Consider the following 19,534-nt stretch of genomic DNA (forward strand, 5'->3'; position numbering starts at 1 on the left):
GCGACAACGCGGCGAGGTGCCGTACCGGGCGTCGCAGGGCCTGTGCCGACCCATCGGACACGCCCTAGGGCACGCTCCGCGCCCGCGCAGGCCACCGCCGTTCCGGTCGTCGCCCTCGTCGGCGCTCCCAACGTCGGGAAGTCCACCCTCTTCAACGCGCTGACCGGCGCGCGCGGGCGGGTCGGCAACTGGCCGGGCACCACGGTGCATGTCGCCCGGGGCAGTTGGCGGCCGGACGGGTCCTCCGGGGTCGAGCTGCTCGATCTGCCCGGTACCCGCGGTCTGGTGCCGGGCTCGCCCGACGAGGCCCTCACCCGGGAGCTGCTGCTGGCCCCGGACGGGGCTGACCGTCCCGATCTCGTCGTCGTCGCCGCCGACGCCGCGAACCTCGCCGGCAGCCTCTGTCTGCTGGCCGAGGTGCTCGGGACGCGGGTGCCCTGTGTCGTCGCGCTCACCATGACCGACCTGGCAGCGGCACGGGGCACCCGGATCGACACCGCCGCGCTGGCCGGGGTGCTGGGCGTACCCGTCGTTCCGGTCCTCCCCCGCAAGCGGCGGGGACTGGGCGAACTCGGCGACGCCGTACGCCGCATGCTCGCCGACGGCGGTCCCCCGCCACGGGATCCGGTGGGGACGCCGGGCGGTGACGACGAGGAGGCCGGCATCGCGCGGGCCGAGGCGCGCTTCGCCTGGGCGCACGGGGTGCTCGCCCGGGTACGGACCCGGCGGGACGCGTGCCGGCCGACCGTCTCCGACCGGGTCGACCGGGTGCTGACCTCGGGCCGGTTCGGCGGTCCGCTCTTCCTCGCCGTCATGTGGCTGGTCTTCACCGCCACCACGACCGTCGCCGAACCCCTGCAGGACGGTCTGGCCGCGCTCTTCGACGGGCCGGTGGCCCGGGGCGCGGCCTCGGTCCTCGACGTGATGCACGCCCCCGCGTGGCTGTCCGGCCTGGTCGTCGGCGGGCTGGTCGCCGGAGTCGGCCAACTCCTCTCCTTCGTACCACTGATGACCGTCATGTTCGCGCTGATGGCCGTCCTGGAGGACTCCGGATACATGGCACGGGCGGCCTTCGTCGTCGACCGGCTGATGCGGTGCCTGGGCCTGCCCGGGCGGGCCTTCCTGCCCATCATCGTGGGCTTCGGCTGCAATGTGCCCGCCCTCTCCGCCGTCCGCGTCCTCGGGGACCGGCGGCAGCGCATGCTCGTCGGCATGATCATTCCGTATGTGTCGTGCAGCGCCCGGCTGACCGTCTACGTCCTCCTGGCGAGCGTCTTCTTCGACGGCGCGGCGGGCACGGTGGTGTTCGCGATGTACGTCGTCTCCGTGCTGCTCGTGATCGGCGTCGGCATGCTGCTGCGGCGCACGCTCTTCCGCGAACTGCGCGGCGAGGCACTGGTGTTGGAACTGCCGCCCTACCGCCTGCCGGCCCCGCGCGTGGTGGGCGCCCAGGTCCGGCAGCGGCTCGTCGCCTTCCTGCGGACCGCCGGCGGAGTCGTCGTCGCGGCCGTCGCGGCGGTGTGGCTGTGCTCGGCCGTTCCGCTGGGCGCCGCGCCCGGCACCGGTTTCGGCGCCGCCCCGGTCGAGCACAGCGCCCTCGGGGCCGCCTCACGGGCCGTGGCGCCCGCCTTCGCGCCCGCCGGGTTCGGCGACTGGCACGCGGCGGCCGCGCTGGGTACGGGATTCGTGGCGAAGGAGGCGGTGGTGTCCTCCCTCGCCCAGACCTACGGCACCGAATCCACCGGCGGTCGGGGCGAGTTGGGCACGGCCCTGCGCACGACCTTCGACCGGGCCTCGGGCGGGCATCCACTGCCCGCGGTACTGGCCTTCCTGGTCTTCGTCCTGGCCTACACGCCCTGCATGACCACGATCGCCACCCAGTGGCAGGAGATCGGGCCGCGCATGACACTCGTCGCCACCGGGCTGCAACTGGCCGTCGCCTGGCTGCTGGCGGTCGCGGTCTTCCGGGTCGGGAGCCTGTGGTGGTGAGCCCGCTGCGACAGGTCCTGCACCAGATCCTCCGGGCGCGGGGCGGTCTGCGCCTGGAGGAGATCGCGGCCGGGGCGGGGGTCGCGCCGGACGAGGCCGCCGCGATGGTCGACTACTGGGTCGCCCGCGGGGTACTGGCCCGTGAGGAGGTCAACGGCGGCTGCCCGTCGACTGGTTGCGGCAGCTGTGCGTCGGCGGTCGCATGCACCGGGACCCGCCGCAGCGGCGCTGCAGTTGCATCGCCGCTCCTGCACATCGTCCGGCCGGCGGACCGGCCCACCGACTGAGGGCCGCTTCCGGCGTGCACGGCCCGGGAGGACACACCTGCTGCCGCAGGAACGCGTCCGGAATCCTGATGGGGTGGCGGCTACCACCAACACCGCCGGCAGAAGCTGAAGATGGTGGTGACGAGGAGCGAGGCCGACGTATCACGGGCGGTCTTCCCCACCGCCAAATGCCCCGGGCGGGACGAGGGGAACGGTCCACACCACCTGGGCGCCGCCGCCGGGCGGCGTGCGCAGTTCCAGGGTTCCGCCGAGTTCCTCCGCGCGGCGGGCGAGGTTGCGCAGGCCGCTGCGGCGCCCCCCGGCGGGGATGCCGACGCCGTCGTCGGTCACGGAGACGACGACCTGTGCGTCGGTGGCCCCCAGGGCGACGCGCACCCGGTGGGCGCGGGAGTGCCGGACCGCGTTGCTCAGTGCCTCGCTGAGCACGGCGACGGCCTGATCGGCGATGTGCGCGGGCACTTCGGTGTCCAGCAGGCCCTCCATGCTCAGCCGCGGCGGGAAGCCGAGTCCGTGCCGCGCCTGCGCGACCGCCCGGGCGGCCCGGGCACGCAGGCCCCGGCCGCCGCCCTCGGTGCAGGTCCGCAGGCCGAAGATGGCGGAGCGGATGGTTTTGATGGTCTCGTCGAGGTCGTCCACCGCCCGCAATACGCGTTCCGCGGCTTCGGGACGCTCCACGCTCCGGACGATGCTCTGCAGGGTCATTCCCGTGGCGAAGAGCCGTTGGACCGCCAGGTCGTGCAGGTCACGGGCGATGCGGTCGCGGTCCTCCAGGAGGGCGAGCTGTTCGGCGTCGCGGCGGTGCTCGGCCAGCTCCATGGCCAGGGCGACCTGGTCGGCGAAGCCGAGCAGGAGCGCGGTCTCCTCCGCGCCGAACGCCGGCCCGTCCTTCCCCCGCACCAGCAGCAGCACGCCCTGGACCGTGCCCGTGGCCGCGCCGACCGGCACGGCGGCGGCCGGGCCGAGACCGCGGTACGGGGGCGGCTCGGCCCCGGACATCCTGCCGGTCACCGGGGTTCCCGCGGCGCCGGCGGCACCCGGCAGGGTGCCCTCGGCGGGCATCACCAGGCCCCGCCTGGCCGCCGCGTCCCCGCCCTGGGCGAGCTCCACCGAAAGGTCCGGGCCGCCGGGCAACGGCACGACCACATCGGCGAGTTCGGCACCGGAGAGCTCCCTCGCGCGCCGGGCGACGAGTTCGAGCACCCGGCTCCTCGCGGTTCCGGACAGCAGGCTGCGGGTGACCTCCGCCCCGGCCTCCAGCCACTGGTGCCTGCTGCGGGCCTCCTCGTACAGACGGGCGTTGTCGATGGCCACTCCGGCGGCCACCGCCAGGGTGGCGAGGACGGCCTCGTCCCCGGCGTCGAAGTCCTTGCCGTCCCTTCTGCCGGCGACGCGGAGGGTGCCGGACACCCCCTCGCGCACCCGCAGGGGAACGCGGGTCCACGGGCCGGTGCCGTCGTCCTCCTCCGGCGGCGGCCCGGCCGCGCGGAACCGCCCCGGCGCACGCCCGTCCGGGCCCGATACGTCCAGGACGGCGCACCGGGCGTCCACCAGGGCCGCCGCGGCCTCCACGACCCGGTCGAGGACCTGCGCGAGGTCCAGTTGGCTGCTCACCGAGAGGATCGCCCCGAGCAGGCCGTGCACCCGGTCGCGCGCGCCACGGGCGTCGTCGGCCAGGGCCTGGAGCCCGTCCAGCAGTCCGTCCAGGCGGGCGCTCCGCTCCCCGGTCATCGGCCCTTCCGGCTCCGGTAGACCAGCGCGGGGCGCCTGAGGTATCCGACGGGCGCGCTCCAGACGTGGACGAGGCGGGTGAACGGCCATACCGCGAAGAGCAGGAAGGCGCTGAGGATGTGCAGCCGGAAGAGCAGGGGGGCGCCGGCGATCGCCTCGGGGTGCGGGTGGAGGGTGAACAGTCCGCGGAACCAGACGGAGATGGTGGAGCGGTAGTCGTAGCCGCCGCCGGCCACGTTGTGCACGAGGGTGGACGCGACGCCGAGCAGGACGGTCGCGAACAGCAGGGGGAAGAGGACCTTGTCGCTGCGGTCCGTGGTCGCGCGGACGCGCGGGACGAGCAGGCGCCGGGCGCACAGCATGGCCAGCCCGGCGACCATCGCCGCCCCGGCGGCCGAGCCGAGTCCGACGGCCGTGACGTGGTAGGCGTGTTCGCCGATGCCGGCGCGTTCCGTCCAGGACGCGGGCACGGCCAGGCCCACGACGTGTCCGGCGACGACGGCGAAGGCGCCGAGGTGGAACAGCGGGCTCGCGAGGCGCAGCCGACGGTGTTCGAGCAGTTGGGTGGTGCGGCAGGTCCAGCCGAACCGGTCGTGCCGGTACCGCCATACGTGCCCGGCGACGCACACGGTCAGGCAGATGTAGGGGGCGGCGACCCACAACAGGGTCTGCGCGGCGGTGAGATGGGTCATCGTGGGTCTTCCGGGTCGGTGAGGGGGGCCGGCTCGGTCTGCGGCCTTCCGTAGGGGTGCAGGCCCACCTGTTCGGCAGGCGGGCCGTCGGCGGCGAGGCGGCGCACCGCCTCCCGGTCGGCGGCCGTCGGCGGCGGGAGCAGGGCGAGGAGGGAGGCGAGGAGGTGGCGGTAGGGGGATTCCAGGTCGTCCAGCGCGTGGTGGATCAGCCGGATCCCGCGCCGGTGGCGGCGCAGCGGCGCCTCGCCCGGCCCCGGCCCCATGAGGGCCGCGAACTCCAGGGCGACCGGCAGGTGGTCGGGGAGTTCGCCGTCGGCGGTCTCCCAGCCGTGGGCGCGGTAGGACCGGGCGAGGGCGAGCAGGGCCGTGCCCCGGCGGCGGGTGTCGCCGTGCAGGTAGTAGGTGAGGTGCAGGCCGCTTCTGCGGCGCAGGTCGAAGACGTCGACGTAGTGCATCTCCCGGGCGTGCGCGGGCTGTCGGAGGAACCAGACGGTGAACCGCGCCAGGTGGTCGGCGGCGGGCGAGGGCGGCAGGTCCGCGACGGCGGCGGCCAGTTCCGGTGCCGCGGCGGCCAGTTCGGCGTCGGGGTACTGGAGCAGCAGGGACAGCAGGCGCATCAGCAGGGCGCGTTCCGCCGCCTGTCCGGGGGTGAGGGGCTCGTCGCGGGCCGGGCGTGCGGGCCGGATGCGGGAGAACAGGCTCACCGGGCGCTCCCGTCCGTGCGCCTGCGGCGGCCGGGCATGCCGAGTGCGACCCGCCGCTCCCCCGGCCGCCGTTCGTGGGTGTCGACCGGGCACCGGAGGCCGGTGGCGCCCGGTGGCCCGGCGGCCTCTTCCCGGTGGGCGGCGGGGACGACGAAGCGGTCGGCGTACTTGGCGACGGCCAGCAGCCGGTGCAGGTCCACGGCCTGTTCGGGGGTGAGCCCGACGGCCTCCAGCGGGCCCCGGTCGTCGGGGTCGCCGAGGGCGAGGGCGCGCATGTGGCCGCGCAGGGCGGTGAGTTTCATCAGGACGCCCGCCACGGCGTCGGTGTCCCCCGCGGTGAAGAGGGAGGCCAGGTACTCCAGCGGGATGCGCAGCCGGGTGACGGCGGCGAAGACATGGTCGGGGTCGTCGGCGCTGCCGCCCGCCGCGCCGACCGCGTCCAGGACCGGCGAGAGTGGGGGCACGTACCAGACCATCGGCAGGGTGCGGTACTCCGGGTGCAGGGGCAGGGCCACCCGGTATTCGCTGATGAGGGCCCGTACCGGGGAGCGCCGGGCGGCGTCGATCCAGTCCTCGGGGACGCCGTCCGCGCGGGCGGCCGCGGCCACTTGGGGGTCGCGGGGGTCGAGGAAGAGGTCGCGCTGGGCGTCGAGCAGGTCCGTCTCCCCGGGGACGGCGGCGGCCTCGCCGACCCGGTCGGCGTCGTAGAGGACGACGCCGAGGTAGCGCAGGCGGCCGACGCAGGTCTCGGAGCAGACGGTGGGCTGTCCGGCCTCGATGCGCGGGAAGCAGAAGGTGCACTTCTCCGCCTTGCCGGTGGTGTGGTTGACGTAGACCTTCTTGTAGGGGCAGGCGGAGACGCACATCCGCCAGCCGCGGCAGCGTTCCTGGTCGACGAGGACGATGCCGTCCTCGACTCGCTTGTACAGCGCTCCCGAGGGGCAGGCGGCGACGCAGGCGGGGTTGAGGCAGTGCTCGCACAGCCGCGGCAGATGGAACATGAAGGTCCGCTCGAACTCGAACCTGACCTTCTCCGCCAGGCCGCCGCCGAGGTTGGGGTCCCCGGCGCCGTGCTCGGGTGTACCGCCCAGCCCGTCCTCCCAGTTGGCGCCCCAGGTGATCGTGGTGGGACGGCCGGTGAGCGCCGAGTGCGGGCGTGCGACGGGGACGTCCCGGCCGGCGGGCGCGGTCACGAGGGTGTCGTGGTCGAAGGTGACGGGCTCGGCGTAGTCGTCGATGGTGGGCAGGTCGGGGTTGGAGAAGAGGGAGGACAGCCGCTTGAGGCGATTGCCGGAGCGCAGGGCCAGGCGGCCGTTGCGGTCCAGGACCCAGCCGCCCTTCCACCGTTCCTGGTCCTCGTAGCGGCGGGGGTAGCCCACTCCGGGCTTGGTCTCGACGTTGTTGAACCAGGCGTACTCCACGCCGCCGCGGTTCGTCCACGTCTGTTTGCAGGTGACGGAACAGGTGTGGCAGCCGATGCACTTGTCGAGGTTCATCACCATCGCTGTCTGTGCCATGACGCGCATGTCAGTACTCCACCTCCTGCGAGCGGCGGCGGATCACGGTGACCTCGTCGCGCTGATTGCCGGTCGGGCCGTAGTAGTTGAAGCCGTAGGTGAACTGGGCGTACCCGCCGGCCAGATGGGTCGGCTTGATCAGCAGCCGGGTGAGGGAGTTGTGGACGCCGCCGCGCCTGCCGCCGACCTCGGTCCTCGGCACATTCACCGTGCGGTCCTTGGCGTGGTACATGTAGACGGTCCCCTCGGGCATGCGGTGGGTGACCACGGCCCGGGCGACGACGACGCCGTTGCGGTTGTACGCCTCGATCCAGTCGTTGTCCCCGACGCCGATGCGCCCCGCGTCGGCCGTGCTCATCCAGATCACCGGTCCGCCGCGGGAGAGCGCGAGCATATGGGCGTTGTCCTGGTAGGTGGAGTGGATGGACCACTTGGAGTGCGGGGTGAGGTAACGCACCGTCACCTCCGCGCGGCCGTCCTCGTGCAGCCGCTCGTCGCCGTAGTGCCGGCGGGTGTCCAGGGGCGGGCGGAAGACGGGGAGCTGTTCGCCGAGTTCGGCCATCCAGGGGTGGTCGACGAAGAAGTGCTGGCGCCCGGTGAGGGTGTGCCAGGGCTTGTGGTGCTCGACGTTGATGACGAACGGCGAGTAGCGGCGTCCGCCGGTCTCGCTGCCGGACCACTCGTAGGAGGTCATGACGGCGCGCGGCTGGGTGCGGGTGTCGGCGAAGGTGATCCGTTCCCCCTCCCGCTCGGCGGCGAGGTGGGCCAGACCGGTGCCGGTGCGCTGTTCGAGGGCGCGGAAACCGGCGGTGGCCAGACGGCCGTTGGTGGTGCCGGACAGGGTGAGGACGGCCTCGCACAGGTCGGAGGCGGTGGCCAGCGAGGGCCGTCCGGCGGCGATGCCGTCGCGCACGGTGCCGCAGCGGCGCCGCAGTTCGTCGAGTTCCGGGCCGACCCGGACGGTGACGCCCTTGGTGGTGGTACCGAGCTCGTCCAGCAGCGGGCCGATGGCGCGCATCTTCTGGGCGACGGCCGCGTAGTCCCGTTCGACCGTGACGAGCCGGGGCATGGTGCGGCCGGGGACCGGTGCGCGCCCGTCGGCCCTCCAGTCGGGGACGATGCCGTGGGGCTGGGCGAGTTCGTCGGGGGTGTCGTGCTGGAGGGGGACGGCCAGGACGTCGGTGCGGGTGCCCAGGTGCCGGGCCGCGAGTTCGCTGAACCGGTCGGCGAGGGTCAGGAAGGTGTCGTAGTCCGTACGCGCCTGCCAGGGCGGCGGGATGGCGGGGGTGAAGGCGTGGACGAAGGGGTGCATGTCCGTGCTGGAAAGGTCGTCCTTCTCGTACCAGGTGGCCGCGGGCAGCACCACGTCCGAGTGGAGCCCGGTGGAGGTCATGCGGAAGTCGAGGGTGACCAGCAGGTCGAGCTTTCCCTCCGGGGCCTCCTCGTGCCACGTCACGTCCTTCGGCCGCAGACCGGGAGGTGACTCCTCGGACCGTACGGCGGCTTCGGCGCCGAGCAGGTGGCGCTGGAAGTACTCGCTGCCCTTGCCGGAGGAGCCGAGCAGGTTGGCGCGCCAGACGGTCAGGACGCGGGGGAAGTTGGCGGGGTCGTCGGGGTCCTCGGCGGCGAACTTCAGCCGCCCGGAGGCGAGTTCGCCGGTGATGTGGTCGGCGACGGGGCGGTGCGCCGCGGCGGCCTCGTCCACGAGGTCCAGGGGGTTGCGGTCGAAGCCGGGGTGGCCGGGCGTCCAGCCGTTCCTGACCGCCTGGGCCAGGCAGTCGGCGGACGTCCGGCCCTCGAAGCGGCCCTCGCCGAGCGGCGAGGCCAGTTCGGAGGGGCCGAACGCCTCGTAGCGCCACTGGTCGGTGTTGAGGTACCAGAACGAGGTGCCCGCCATGTGCCGGGTGGGCCGCTGCCAGTCGAAGGCGAAGGCCAGGTGCTGGAAGCCGGTGACGGGGCGGACCTTCTCCTGTCCGACGTAGTGGGCCCAGCCGCCGCCGTTGACGCCCTGGCAGCCGGTCATGGTGGTGAGGGCCAGGAAGGCGCGGTAGACGGTGTCGGAGTGGAACCAGTGGTTGATGCCGGCCCCCATCGCGATCATCGAACGGCCCTCGGTGCGCTCGGCGTTTCGGGCGAACTCCCGGGCGATACGGGCGGCCTGTTCGGCCGGGACGGAGGTGAGGGTCTCCTGCCAAGCGGGGGTGCAGGGCTGGTCCGCGTCGTCGTAGGAGTCGGGCCAGTCGCCGGGCAGTCCGTCGCGGCGCACCCCGTACTGGGCGAGCATCAGGTCGAAGACGGTGGTGACGAGGCGGCCGCCCACCCGGCGGGCGGGGACGCCGCGCACCATGACGGAGCCGCCCTCGGTGGGACCCTCGTCGAAGCGCGGCAGCGCGAGCCCGACGTGCTCCTCGGCCCGCTCCAGCAGGGTCAGTTCGGGGACGGTGTCGCCGAGTTCGAGGTTCCAGCGCCCTTCGCCCTCCTCGCCCCAGCGGAAGCCGAGGGAGCCGTTGGGGACGACCGGTCCGCCGCCGTCCCGGTCGAGCAGGACGGTCTTGAACTCGGCGTTCTCCTCCTCCCGTCCGAGGTCGGCCGCGGTCAGGAAGCGGTCCGGTACGTACCGGCCGTCCTCGTGGGCGCGGAGGGCGACCAGGAAGGGCGCGTCGGTGAACCGGCGCAGGTAGTCCTCGAAGTACGGGGTGTGCCGGTCGACCAGGAACTCGCGCAGGATCACGTGCCCCATGGCCATCGCGAGCGCCCCGTCCGTGCCGGGGTGCGGGGCGAGCCACTCGTCGGCGTGCTTGACGTTGTCGGCGTAGTCGGGGCTGACGGCGACGACCTTGGTGCCGTTGTAGCGGGTCTCGGTGAGGAAGTGGGCGTCGGGGGTGCGGGTGACCGGGATGTTGGAGCCCCACATGATCAGGTAGCCGGCGTTCCACCAGTCCGCGGCCTCGGGCACGTCGGTCTGGTCGCCGAAGACCTGGGGCGAGGCGACGGGCAGGTCGGCGTACCAGTCGTAGAACGACAGCAGCGTGCCGCCGATCAGCGACAGGAACCGCGTGCCGGCCGCGAAGGAGGCCATGGACATCGCGGGGATCGGGGAGAAGCCGGCCACCCGGTCGGGCCCGTGGGTCTTGACGGTGTGGACGTGGGCGGCGGCGACGAGTTCGGAGACCTCGTCCCAGTCGGCGCGCACCAGGCCGCCCTTGCCGCGGGCCCTCTTGTAGGCGCGGGTCTTGGCGGGGTCGCCGGTGATCTCGGCCCAGGCCGCCACCGGGTCGCCCAGCCGGTCGCGCGCCTCGCGCCACAACTCCAGCAGGGCGCCGCGCACATACGGGTACCGGACCCGGCCCGGCGAGTAGGTGTACCAGGAGAACGAGGCGCCCCGCGGGCAGCCGCGCGGTTCGTACTCGGGGCAGCCGGCGCCGATGGAGGGGTAGTCGGTGGCCTGGTGCTCCCAGGTGATGATGCCCTGCTTGACGTGGACCATCCAGGAGCAGGAGCCGGTGCAGTTCACGCCGTGCGTGGAGCGCACCACCCTGTCGTGGGCCCAGCGGTCGCGGTAGAAGTCCTTCCGGCCCGTTCCCCCCGTGGTGAACACGGCACGGCCGTCGGCCGAGGTCTCGTGCCGCGTCAGCAGCCGCCGCGAGGCGAGGGGCCACCCGCTCCGTCCCTCGCGGGCACCGGGGTTACCCGTGGTCTCGTCGTTGTCCATGGGGCCGAACGCTAGGCGAACCCGAAGCGGACAAGACGGGGCGAAGGGGCCCTGTGCGGGTGGCCGCACGGCCCATGGAATCGGCGCCCGACGCGGGACCAACGGCCCGCGGGAAGGACCGCCCGGCCACCGCTCGACAGCGCGCCGGGGCCGCATGCTGGGCTGCAACCGATACGGAGGTTCTCGTGTACGACCGCAGGCAGTGCCGGCCCGGCCTCTCCCCCTCACCTCTGCCCGGGCGGGCACCGCACGCGGCACCTCCCGTCGGTCACCGACCGGTCCGCCCGGGCCCCCCTGACCCCCGGGCGGCCGGTCACGGCCGGAGGCCGTGGTGAGCGCCCGCCGTCCGGTGCGGAGCGCCCGCCGCGACCTGGCGGACCGGCCGTTCATCGTCATCTGGGAGGCGACGCGGGCCTGTCCGCTCGCCTGCCGCCACTGCCGGGCCGCGGCGGTGCCCGACCGGGACCCGCGTGAGCTCGGCACCGCCGCCGCCAAGGAACTGATGGACCAGATCGCGGACTTCGGCCGCCCCGCGCCCCTGTTCGTGATCACCGGTGGCGATCCCTTCCAGCGGCCCGACCTCCTGGAGCTGATCGCCTACGGCACCCTCTCGGGGCTGCCGGTGGCCGTCGCCCCCTCCGGCACGCCCACCCTCACCCCGGAGAACCTGCGCGCCGTGCGCGACGCGGGGGCGGTCGGCCTGTCGCTGAGCCTGGACGGGTCCACGGCCCGCCTGCACGACTCCTTCCGGGGCGTGCCCGGGGTGTACCGCTGGACCCTGGACGCCTGGGACGCGGCGCGCCGCCTCGGCCTGAAGGTCCAGATCAACACGACGATCAGCCGCCACAACCTGCTCGACCTTCCCGACCTCGTCGCCCTCGTACGGGAGCACGGGGCCGTCCTGTGGAGCGCGTTCCTCCTGGTGCCCACCGGGCGCGGCCGGCTGCTGGACCCCCTCACGCCCGGCGAGACGGAGGACGTCCTGAACTTCGTCCACGACGTGGGGCTGGCGGTCCCCGCCAAGACCACCGAGGCACACCATTTCCGCCGCATCGCCCTGCAGCGCGCGGTGCTGGCCGCCAAGGGCGAGGACCATGTCGCGGTCCTGGGACTCGGTCCGCTGTACGCGCAGTTGCACGAGCGCGCCGTCGAACTCGGGCTGGACACCCCGGCGCGGCGCATCCGGCGCCCCCCGCTGGACATCAACGCCGGCCGGGGGTTCGTCTTCGTCTCCCACACCGGCTCGGTGCACCCCAGCGGATTCCTGCCGCTCGCCGCGGGCAACGTGCGCGCCCGCCCCCTGACGGAGATCTACCGCACCTCCGGCCTGTTCACCGGCCTGCGCGATCCCGACCGGCTGGGCGGCCGCTGCGGCCGCTGCGAGTTCCGTACGGTCTGCGGGGGTTCGCGGTCGCGCGCCTACAACGCCACCGGCGACCCGTACGCCCAGGAGCCCTGGTGCGGGTACCGGCCCGGTTCCTTCCCCCATCAGCGGGACGTGGCACGGCTGTTGCTCGCGGCGCGGTGAGCGGACCCGCACCGTGAGTACGCGCACCATGAGCACCGTGTCGTCCCCCGGCGTCCCCCGCCGGCCCGGCCGTCCGACGCTGCGGACCCGGCATCTGCGGGCCCATCTCCTCGTCGCGGCCCGGCTGTCGGCGGGCGGGCTCGCCCTGTTCCTCGTGGTGCCGGCGGCAGCCGCAGCGCATGGCGTGGCGTACTCCCGCGGCCGGACGGGGACGGCCCGCGCCCTGGCGATCGCCTCGTTGGTCGGCTCCCCGGGCTGCCGCCCGCCTGACGCACCGTGCGGCGGCGGGAGTCCCCGCCGCTGTCATCCGACTCCGACCGGCCAGGAGGCCCTCGTGCAATCAGTGATCATCATCGGCGGCGGCATCAGCGGCCTGACCGCGGCGTGGCACCTCAGGTCCCGGGCCGAGGTCACCGTCGTGGAATCCGGCCCGCAGCCGGGCGGCATCCTGCGCTCCGGCACCGTCGCCGGAGTCCCCGTGGACGACGGCGCGGAGGCGATGCTGGCCCTGCGCCCGGAGGCGGTGGACCTCGCCGAGGCCGCCGGGCTCGGCGGCGACCTGGTCACGCCCGCACGGGCCCCCGTCACCATGTGGACGCGCGGCACGCTGCGCGCCATGCCCACCGGTCACGTCATGGGGATACCCACGGACCTCGCCGCGCTCCGGGACACCGGGCTGCTCTCCCCCGACGGCCTGGCCCGGCTCGCGCGCGAGGAGGAGCTCCCCGCGGCGCTCCTGGAGGGCGACATCAGCGTCGGGGCCTATCTCGCGGACCGGCTGGGCCGGGAGGTGGTCGACCGGCTCGTCGAGCCGCTGCTCGGCGGGATCTACGCGGGGCGGGCCGACCGGATCTCGCTGCGCGCCGCGCTGCCCGGGGTGGCGGACATCGCCGCGCGGGGCGGTTCGCTGCTCGACGCCCTGCGGTCCGGCGCACGGGGGCGCACCGGAGCGCCGCCGGCCGTGATGAAGGGGCTGTGCGGGGGGCTCGCCCGTCTGCCCCGCACTCTGGCGGACAGCTGCGGGGCACGTGTCCTCACCCGGACCCGGGCACGGGAACTGCACCGCACCCCCACCGGATGGCGAGTGGTCCTCTCCGGTCCGGCGCCGCACGCCCTGGAGGCCGACGCCGTGGTTCTCGCCGCCCCGGCCTATGCCGCCGCCCCGCTGCTGCGGCCGCACGCGCCCGTGGCGGCCCGGGAGTTGAACGCGATCGAGCACGCGAGCATGGCACTGGTGACCCTGGCCTTCGAGCGGGCGCAGATGCCTGGCGGCGTGCCCCGGGGCAACGGGTTCCTCGTCCCGCCCGTCGAGGGCAAGGCCGTCAAGGCCGCCACCTTCCTCACCAACAAGTGGCACTGGCTCGCCGAGGCCGCTCCCGGGACGTTCATCCTCCGGGCGTCCGTCGGACGGCTGGGCGAGGAGTCGCTGCTCGGCCGGGAGGACGGCGAGCTCGCCGCCGTCTGCCTCGGCGAACTGTCCGACATCCTCGGCCCGTTGGGGCGGCCGGTGGACTTCCACGTCGCACGGTGGGCACGGGGTCTGCCGCAGTACTCCGTGGGTCACCTCGACGCGGTGCGCACCGTGCGCGACGCCGTGGCCGCGCTGCCCGGCCTGGAGGTGTGCGGGGCCGCCTACGAAGGCGTGGGCGTCGCCGCCTGTGTGGCGGGCGCGCGCGACGCCGCTCTCCGCATCGTGGAGCGGGGGGAGCGGTGACCGCGGCGCCGGAGGCCGCCGCACGACGCGGCAGGACCCGCAGGTTCCTGCTGTTCGGCTGCGCCTCCGCCGCCGCCCTGGGCCTCGCGGCGGGCGCCGGCTGGTACCTGGGCGGGGCCGCCGGCGGCCCCCCGGCCGACGGGCCCGCTCTCGCCCCCGGGCACACCACCGGCGCGGACGGCACCGTCATCCCCTACGGGGCGGCCGGCGCACGGCACACCCTCTCCGTCTGGCTCGACCCGCGCTGTCCGTACTGTGCCGTGGTGGAGAAGGGGCTCGGCACGACGTTCAAGGCGCTCGCCGACAAAGGGACTTTCAGGATCGAGTACCACTTCGCCACCTTCCTGGACGGGGCTCTCGGCGGGAAGGGGTCGAAGCGCGCCCTCAACGCGCTCGGCGCGGCGGTGAACGAGGGCCCCGGGAAGTTCATGGCGTACGCCCGGGTCCTCTTCGCCCACCAGCCGGAGGAGGAGAAGGACGACAAGTTCGGCTCGACGACGACCCTGCTCGACCTCGCCGACCGGGTGGAAGGGCTCCGCACTCCCGCCTTCAACAGGGCGGTCAAGGAACTGACTTACCTGCCGTGGGCGGAGAAGGTGTCCTCGGCCTTCTACCGGAGCGGCGAGAAGGGCACACCCGTCGTCAAGATCGACGGCCGTCCCTTGGACGTGCTCTCCGGCGACGGCACCGGCTCGATCTCCCCCGAGAAATTCACGGAGCTGGTGGAGAACGCCACGCACCGCTGATCACTCACGTGGGGCGGTCGCGTCCAGGATCGGGCCGAGCAGACCGGGAAAGCGTTCGTCGAGTTCGGCCCGGCGCAGTTCCACGACCTTGGTGCGTCCGTCGCGGCGTTCGCGGGTGATCCCCGATTCACGGAGTACGCGCCAGTGGTGTGTGGCGGTGGCCTTGGTGACGGACACCGGCAGGCTGCCGCAGGTGCGCGGCTGCGCGGAGGAGGCGAGTTCGCGCACGATGAACAGCCGCACGGGGTTGCCCAGGGCGGCCAGGACGTCTTCGACGGGGATCCGGTCGAGGTCGGGGTGATAGCTGACCATGCCTCGATGATATCCCGAGTTAGAATGTATGAAGTATGTCGTACTCTCGTATTGAGTATCGAGACTTCTGCGAAGGGACCCCCATGGATCTGCGGCTGACCGGAACGACCGCCGTGGTGACCGGCGCGAGCCGTGGCATCGGCCTGGCCGTCACCAAGGCCCTCCTGGCCGAGGGCGTGCGCGTGGTGGCCGGCGCGCGGACCGTCGGCGCCGGGCTGAGGGACAGCGGCGCGATCGCCCTGACCGCCGACCTCGCCTCGCCCGAGGGACCCGCCGCGTTCGTCGAACGGGCCCGGGCGGAGCTCGGGGGCATCGACCTGCTGGTCAACAACCTCGGCGGGGGCGGCGACAAGGAGCATCCGGCCACGTTCCTCGAATCCACCGACGAGCAGTGGGCGGACATGTTCGGCCTGAACTTCTTCAGCATGGTCCGCGTCACCCGCGCCGCGCTGCCCAGCCTCCTCGAACGCCGCGGCAGCATCGTCAACTTCTCCTCCCTGTGCGGGCGCGTCCCGCACACCGGCCCGCTGCCCTACGCCTCCGCCAAGGGCGCGGTGAACACCTTCAGCAAGGGCCTGGCCGAGGAGTACGGGCCGCGGGGCGTGCGGGTCAACACCGTCTCGCCCGGCGCCGTGCTCACCGAGCAGTGGGCCGGTCCCGACGGCTTCGGCGCCAAGCTCGCCGCGGCCCGCGGCATCCCCCAGGAACAGCTGTTGCGCGAGGTGCCCGCCGAGATGGGCGCGACCACCGGCGCCTTCGTCGAGCCCGGCCATCTCGGCGCGCTGGTGGCCTACTTGGCCTCTCCCCTGGCGGCCGGCATCCACGGCGCCGACTTCGCCGTCGACGGCGGTGTCGTCAAATCCGTCTGACACGGCGGAGAGCCGGGCCGGGCCGCGCGAGGCGGCTCCGGCCCGGCTCCCGGCGGCCGGACGCCCTCACATCACGACCGCGCCGAGGACCATGAAGCCCGTCACCGCCACCAGCAGGATCCCCATCAGCGGGGCCACGAAGCGCAGGTACCGGTCGTAGCGGACCTTGGAGAGGGCCAGGCCGCCCATCACCACCGCGGACGTCGGGGTGATGAGGTTGACCCATCCCGAGGCCGACTGGTAGGCGGTGACGACCAGGGAACGGCTCACGCCCGCGAAGTCGGCGAGCGGGGCGAGGATCGGCATGGCCAGGGCCGCGTGTCCCGAGGACGAGGGCACCAGGAACGCCAGCGGCATGTTCACCAGGAACATCAGCACGGCGAAGAAACCCGAGGAGGTCCCCGAGACCGCGCTGTGCAGAGCGTTGAGGATGGTGTCGGTGACGGCGGCGTTGTTCATGATGACCGTGACGCCGCGCGCCAGCATGATGATGAGGGCCGCCCCGATGAAGTCCCCCGCGCCCGCGACGATGGCGTTCGCCGTGCCCTTCTCGCCGAGTCCCGCGATGAGGCCGACGGCGACGGCCGCGACGATGAACAGGCCGGCGAGTTCGGGGAAGTACCAGCCCAGGGTGGGGAAGGGAACGTGGAGGCCGTCCCAGGGGATCACCGCGAAGATCATGAAGAGGAACGTCGCCCCGAAGAGCGTCAGGACGAGCCGCTGACGCTTCGGGAGCGGGCCCTCGGTGCCGCCCGCCGACCGCAGTTCCTCGTCCTCGGGTATCGCGGCGACCAAGGAGCGGGACGGGTCCTGGAGCACGCGGCCGGCGTACCGCACGAGGTACACCGCGGCCACCGCGGTCAGCACGGCCCACATCAGCAGGCGCAGCACGATGCCGTCCCCGGTGCCGATGCCGGCGCTGTCGGAGGCCACGCCGGTGGCGAAGGGGTTCACGGTGGACGCGAGGGTGCCGACCCCGGCGCCGACCATGATGACGGTCGCCCCGACCATCCGGTCGTAGCCGAGTTTGAGCATGAGCGGGATCATCAGCCCGTAGAAGCCCAGGGTTTCCTCGGCCATGCCGTAGGTGGTGCCGCCGAGCGAGAAGAGGGCGAGGAGCACCACGAGCAGGACGGTCCGGTGGCGCTGGAGCCGGGCGGCGAGCCGGGCCACTCCGCTGGTGAGGGCCCCGGTCCGCAGGGTGACGGTGATGAAGGCGCCGACGGCGAGGACGAAGAGGAACACCCCTGCCGCGCCGAAGAATTGACCGTTCCCGCCCGGCGCGGTGAGTCCGGAGTGCCCGTCGGTGACGCCGTACAGGCCGTTCACGGGCGAGAGGAACAGGTCCTTGAGCCGGCTGCCGAAGCCCCGGCTCAGCTCCACGGAATGGTAGGTGCCGGGGACCGGTGCGCCGTCCTTGGTGTCGTAGCGGCCCGCGGGGATGACGAAGGTCAGGCCCCAGACGATGACGGTGACGGCGGCCAGGACGGTGTAGGCGGAGGGGAAGCGGAGCCTGCGCCGCGGCGGTCGGGGCTCCGGCTCCGGGTCCGCGGGTGCCCGGGTGGGCGCGGTGGTGGTCATGGCCGGCCCTCCGCCCCGTCGTCGCCGTCCTCGGGGTAGCGGCCACTGGGGGTGACGAGGGTGCCGGCCGTGCCGTCGAGGATGGCCGGTGCGTCGGCCAGGGCACCGATGGCGGCGAATCCGCCGGTGAGTTCCACGAACCGGCACACCGCTTCCACCTTGGGGCCCATGGATCCGGCCGGGAAGTGCTCGGCGCGCAGCCGGGCGGGCGTCGTGTTGCCGATGGGTTCCGCCTCCGGGGTGCCGAAGCCGCGGACGACCCGGGGCACATCGGTCAGCAGCAGCAGCGCGTCGGCGTCGAGCGCCTCGGCGAGCAGGGCGGCGGTGAGGTCCTTGTCGACCACCGCCTCCACTCCGGTCAGCCGCCCCTCCTCGTCACGGATCACGGGGACGCCCCCGCCGCCGGCGCAGACGGCCACCGCCCCGGAGGAGAGCAGGAGGCGGATCAGCCGGGTCTCGACGACGCGTTGGGGGTCGGGGGACGGCACGACCCGGCGCCAGTACGGGCCGTCGGCCTTGACCGTCCAGTCGCGTTCGGCGGCGAGCCGCTCGGCCTCCTCGCGCTCGTAGACCGGGCCGACGAACTTGACCGGGTCGGCGAAGGCGGGGTCGGCGGCGGAGACGAGGGTCTGGTTGAGGAGGGCGCAGACCTGGCGGCCGGGCAGGGCGTTCTGCAGGGACTGCAGCAGCCAGTAGCCGATCATGCCCTGGGTCTCGGCGCCGAGGACGTCGAAGGGGTAGGGGGAGGTGAGGGAGCGGTCGGCCGCGCTCTGGAGGGCGAGCAGACCGACCTGGGGGCCGTTGCCATGGGTGATGACGAGTTCGTGCTGCCGGGCCAGGGGGGCCAGGGCGGCCACGGCCGCCCTGACGTTGGCGTGCTGCACGGCCGCGTCGGGGCGGTCCCCCCTGCGGAGCAGGGCATTGCCGCCCAGTGCGACGACGACGCGCATGGTTCTCTCCTGTGATCGGTGGGAGGTCAGTCGCCGAGGGTGGCGACGAGGACGGCCTTGATGATGTGCACCCGGTTCTCGGCCTGGTCGAAGACGACGGAGTGGGAGGACTCGAAGACCTCGTCGGTGACTTCGAGGGCCTTCATGCCGGTGCGGGCCAGGACTTCGGCGCCCACGGAGGTCTCCGCGTCGTGGAAGGCCGGGAGGCAGTGCAGGAACTTCACCCGGGGGTTGCCGGTCGCGGCGAGCACTTCCGAGGTCACCTGGTAGGGCTTGAGCAGGGCGATCCGCTCGTCCCAGATCTCCTTGGGCTCGCCCATGGAGACCCACACGTCGGTGTAGAGGAAGTCGGCGCCCGCGACGCCCTCCCGGAGGTCCTCGGTGATCGTGATCCGGGCACCGGTGGTCTCCGCGATGCGCTGCGCCTCCTTCACCACCTCCGGTGCGTTGCGCAGGCTCTCCGGCCCGACCATGCGGACGTCCATGCCGAACATGGCCCCGGCGATCAGCAGGGAGTTGCCCACGTTGTTACGGGCGTCGCCGAGGTAGGCGAAGGAGATCTCGTGCAGGGGCTTGTCGGTGTTCTCCCACATGGTCAGGACGTCGGCCAGGGACTGGGTGGGGTGCCACTCGTCGGTCAGGCCGTTCCAGACCGGCACGCCGGAGTAATCGGCGAGTTCCTCCACGATGGTCTGGCTGCTGCCGCGGTACTCGATGCCGTCGTACATCCGGCCGAGGACGCGGGCGGTGTCCTTGATGGACTCCTTGTGCCCGATCTGCGAGCCGGACGGCTCCAGGTAGGTGACGTGGGCGCCCTGCTGGTGGGCCGCGGTCTCGAAGGCGCAGCGGGTCCTGGTGGAGGTCTTCTCGAAGATGAGGGCGATGTTCCTGCCCCTCAGCCGCTGTTGTTCGGTGCCCGCGTGGCGGGCGGCCTTCAGCTTGGCGGACAGGTCGAGCAGGAAGCGGAGTTCGGCCGGCGTGAAGTCGGTCTCCTTGAGGAAGCTGCGGTGGCGCAGGTTGAGGGCCATGACGGTGTCTCCTCGAAGTTCGGTACGGATGGGGGTGTTCAGACGGCGTCGCGCTCGACGGGACAGCTCATGCAGCGCGGTCCGCCGCGGCCGCGGCCGAGTTCACTGCCACGGATGGTGATGACCTCGATGCCGTTCCTGCGCAGATGGGTGTTGGAGACGTGTCAAGCACACTGC

At 73.3% G+C, this 19,534-nt stretch carries 15 protein-coding genes and 1 pseudogene; 6 read left to right on the forward strand and 10 right to left on the reverse strand.

Features of this window, described 5'->3' with window-relative positions:
* The first annotated feature begins 42 nt into the window (after positions 1 to 42).
* Positions 43 to 1,989: a ferrous iron transport protein B gene (gene feoB / locus AB8735_RS01035; protein WP_372404390.1), complete on the forward strand. Its 1,947-nt coding sequence runs from the start codon at positions 43 to 45 to the stop codon at positions 1,987 to 1,989.
* Positions 1,986 to 2,276: a FeoC-like transcriptional regulator gene (locus AB8735_RS01040; protein WP_372404392.1), complete on the forward strand. Its 291-nt coding sequence runs from the start codon at positions 1,986 to 1,988 to the stop codon at positions 2,274 to 2,276. Before feoB ends, AB8735_RS01040 begins: the two co-directional genes overlap by 4 nt.
* Positions 2,277 to 2,417: 141 nt before the next feature.
* On the opposite strand, the gene AB8735_RS01045 is transcribed toward AB8735_RS01040, so the two are convergent.
* Genes AB8735_RS01045 through AB8735_RS01065 form a run of 5 tightly spaced genes read right to left on the reverse strand, consistent with a single transcriptional unit; the run spans position 2,418 to position 10,629 of the window.
* Positions 2,418 to 4,004 (reverse strand): sensor histidine kinase, encoded by a 1,587-nt coding sequence (locus AB8735_RS01045; protein ID WP_372404394.1) that lies wholly within the window; start codon positions 4,002 to 4,004, stop codon positions 2,418 to 2,420.
* Positions 4,001 to 4,696, reverse strand: coding sequence for a respiratory nitrate reductase subunit gamma (gene narI / locus AB8735_RS01050; protein ID WP_372404396.1), 696 nt, complete (start codon positions 4,694 to 4,696; stop codon positions 4,001 to 4,003). Before narI ends, AB8735_RS01045 begins: the two co-directional genes overlap by 4 nt.
* Positions 4,693 to 5,400 (reverse strand): nitrate reductase molybdenum cofactor assembly chaperone, encoded by a 708-nt coding sequence (gene narJ, locus AB8735_RS01055; RefSeq protein WP_372404398.1) that lies wholly within the window; start codon positions 5,398 to 5,400, stop codon positions 4,693 to 4,695. Before narJ ends, narI begins: the two co-directional genes overlap by 4 nt.
* On the reverse strand, positions 5,397 to 6,926 hold the full coding sequence (gene narH / locus AB8735_RS01060; RefSeq protein ID WP_372404400.1) for a nitrate reductase subunit beta: 1,530 nt from the start codon (positions 6,924 to 6,926) through the stop codon (positions 5,397 to 5,399). Before narH ends, narJ begins: the two co-directional genes overlap by 4 nt.
* 1 nt (position 6,927) lies before the next feature.
* Positions 6,928 to 10,629 carry a nitrate reductase subunit alpha gene (locus tag AB8735_RS01065; RefSeq protein WP_372404403.1) on the reverse strand — a complete coding sequence of 1,234 codons (3,702 nt, stop codon included), beginning with the start codon at positions 10,627 to 10,629 and terminating at the stop codon, positions 6,928 to 6,930.
* A 331-nt stretch (positions 10,630 to 10,960) separates the two neighbouring features.
* Between AB8735_RS01065 and AB8735_RS01070 the strand changes: the two genes are divergently transcribed.
* Genes AB8735_RS01070 through AB8735_RS01080 form a run of 3 tightly spaced genes read left to right on the forward strand, consistent with a single transcriptional unit; the run spans position 10,961 to position 14,617 of the window.
* Positions 10,961 to 12,157 carry a TIGR04053 family radical SAM/SPASM domain-containing protein gene (locus AB8735_RS01070; protein ID WP_372404405.1) on the forward strand — a complete coding sequence of 399 codons (1,197 nt, stop codon included), beginning with the start codon at positions 10,961 to 10,963 and terminating at the stop codon, positions 12,155 to 12,157.
* A gap of 28 nt (positions 12,158 to 12,185) precedes the next feature.
* On the forward strand, positions 12,186 to 13,871 hold the full coding sequence (hemG, locus tag AB8735_RS01075) for a protoporphyrinogen oxidase (protein ID WP_372404407.1): 1,686 nt from the start codon (positions 12,186 to 12,188) through the stop codon (positions 13,869 to 13,871).
* Positions 13,868 to 14,617, forward strand: coding sequence for a thioredoxin domain-containing protein (locus tag AB8735_RS01080; RefSeq protein WP_372404409.1), 750 nt, complete (start codon positions 13,868 to 13,870; stop codon positions 14,615 to 14,617). The genes hemG and AB8735_RS01080 overlap by 4 nt, the downstream gene beginning before the upstream one ends.
* Here the strand turns inward: AB8735_RS01080 and AB8735_RS01085 are convergent, their stop codons facing one another.
* On the reverse strand, positions 14,618 to 14,929 hold the full coding sequence (locus tag AB8735_RS01085; protein WP_344029265.1) for a helix-turn-helix transcriptional regulator: 312 nt from the start codon (positions 14,927 to 14,929) through the stop codon (positions 14,618 to 14,620). It lies immediately after the preceding gene.
* An 83-nt stretch (positions 14,930 to 15,012) separates the two neighbouring features.
* Between AB8735_RS01085 and AB8735_RS01090 the strand changes: the two genes are divergently transcribed.
* Complete coding sequence (locus tag AB8735_RS01090) at positions 15,013 to 15,798, forward strand: SDR family NAD(P)-dependent oxidoreductase (protein ID WP_372404411.1); 786 nt, start codon at positions 15,013 to 15,015, stop codon at positions 15,796 to 15,798.
* A 66-nt stretch (positions 15,799 to 15,864) separates the two neighbouring features.
* Here AB8735_RS01090 and AB8735_RS01095 read toward each other — a convergent pair whose 3' ends face one another.
* The 4 genes and pseudogenes from AB8735_RS01095 to AB8735_RS01110 form a co-directional block, all read right to left on the reverse strand.
* The gene (locus tag AB8735_RS01095) at positions 15,865 to 17,379 is read right to left on the reverse strand and encodes a YfcC family protein (protein ID WP_372404414.1); all 1,515 of its coding nucleotides are present in this window, start codon (positions 17,377 to 17,379) and stop codon (positions 15,865 to 15,867) included.
* Positions 17,376 to 18,329, reverse strand: coding sequence for a carbamate kinase (locus AB8735_RS01100; protein ID WP_372404416.1), 954 nt, complete (start codon positions 18,327 to 18,329; stop codon positions 17,376 to 17,378). Before AB8735_RS01100 ends, AB8735_RS01095 begins: the two co-directional genes overlap by 4 nt.
* A 26-nt stretch (positions 18,330 to 18,355) precedes the next feature.
* Positions 18,356 to 19,357 carry an ornithine carbamoyltransferase gene (gene argF / locus AB8735_RS01105; RefSeq protein WP_372404418.1) on the reverse strand — a complete coding sequence of 334 codons (1,002 nt, stop codon included), beginning with the start codon at positions 19,355 to 19,357 and terminating at the stop codon, positions 18,356 to 18,358.
* A gap of 38 nt (positions 19,358 to 19,395) precedes the next feature.
* Positions 19,396 to 19,515 (reverse strand): annotated as a pseudogene (locus AB8735_RS01110) (arginine deiminase family protein); the annotation flags it as partial.
* Positions 19,516 to 19,534 lie beyond the last annotated feature (19 nt).

Source organism: Streptomyces luteireticuli, assembly GCF_041519305.1.
In the GTDB taxonomy this organism is placed as follows: Bacteria; Actinomycetota; Actinomycetes; order Streptomycetales; family Streptomycetaceae; genus Streptomyces; species Streptomyces luteireticuli.

Bases quoted from the DNA above. Each gene is read 5' to 3' on its own strand.
- AB8735_RS01045 (WP_372404394.1), bottom strand. From the start codon at position 4,004: ATGACCGGGGAGCGGAGCGCCCGCCTGGACGGACTGCTGGACGGGCTC.
- narI (WP_372404396.1), bottom strand. From the start codon at position 4,696: ATGACCCATCTCACCGCCGCGCAGACCCTGTTGTGGGTCGCCGCCCCC.
- narH (WP_372404400.1), bottom strand. From the start codon at position 6,926: ATGCGCGTCATGGCACAGACAGCGATGGTGATGAACCTCGACAAGTGC.
- AB8735_RS01065 (WP_372404403.1), bottom strand. From the start codon at position 10,629: ATGGACAACGACGAGACCACGGGTAACCCCGGTGCCCGCGAGGGACGG.
- hemG (WP_372404407.1), top strand. From the start codon at position 12,186: ATGAGCACCGTGTCGTCCCCCGGCGTCCCCCGCCGGCCCGGCCGTCCG.
- AB8735_RS01085 (WP_344029265.1), bottom strand. From the start codon at position 14,929: ATGGTCAGCTATCACCCCGACCTCGACCGGATCCCCGTCGAAGACGTC.
- AB8735_RS01090 (WP_372404411.1), top strand. From the start codon at position 15,013: ATGGATCTGCGGCTGACCGGAACGACCGCCGTGGTGACCGGCGCGAGC.
- AB8735_RS01095 (WP_372404414.1), bottom strand. From the start codon at position 17,379: ATGACCACCACCGCGCCCACCCGGGCACCCGCGGACCCGGAGCCGGAG.
- AB8735_RS01100 (WP_372404416.1), bottom strand. From the start codon at position 18,329: ATGCGCGTCGTCGTCGCACTGGGCGGCAATGCCCTGCTCCGCAGGGGG.
- argF (WP_372404418.1), bottom strand. From the start codon at position 19,357: ATGGCCCTCAACCTGCGCCACCGCAGCTTCCTCAAGGAGACCGACTTC.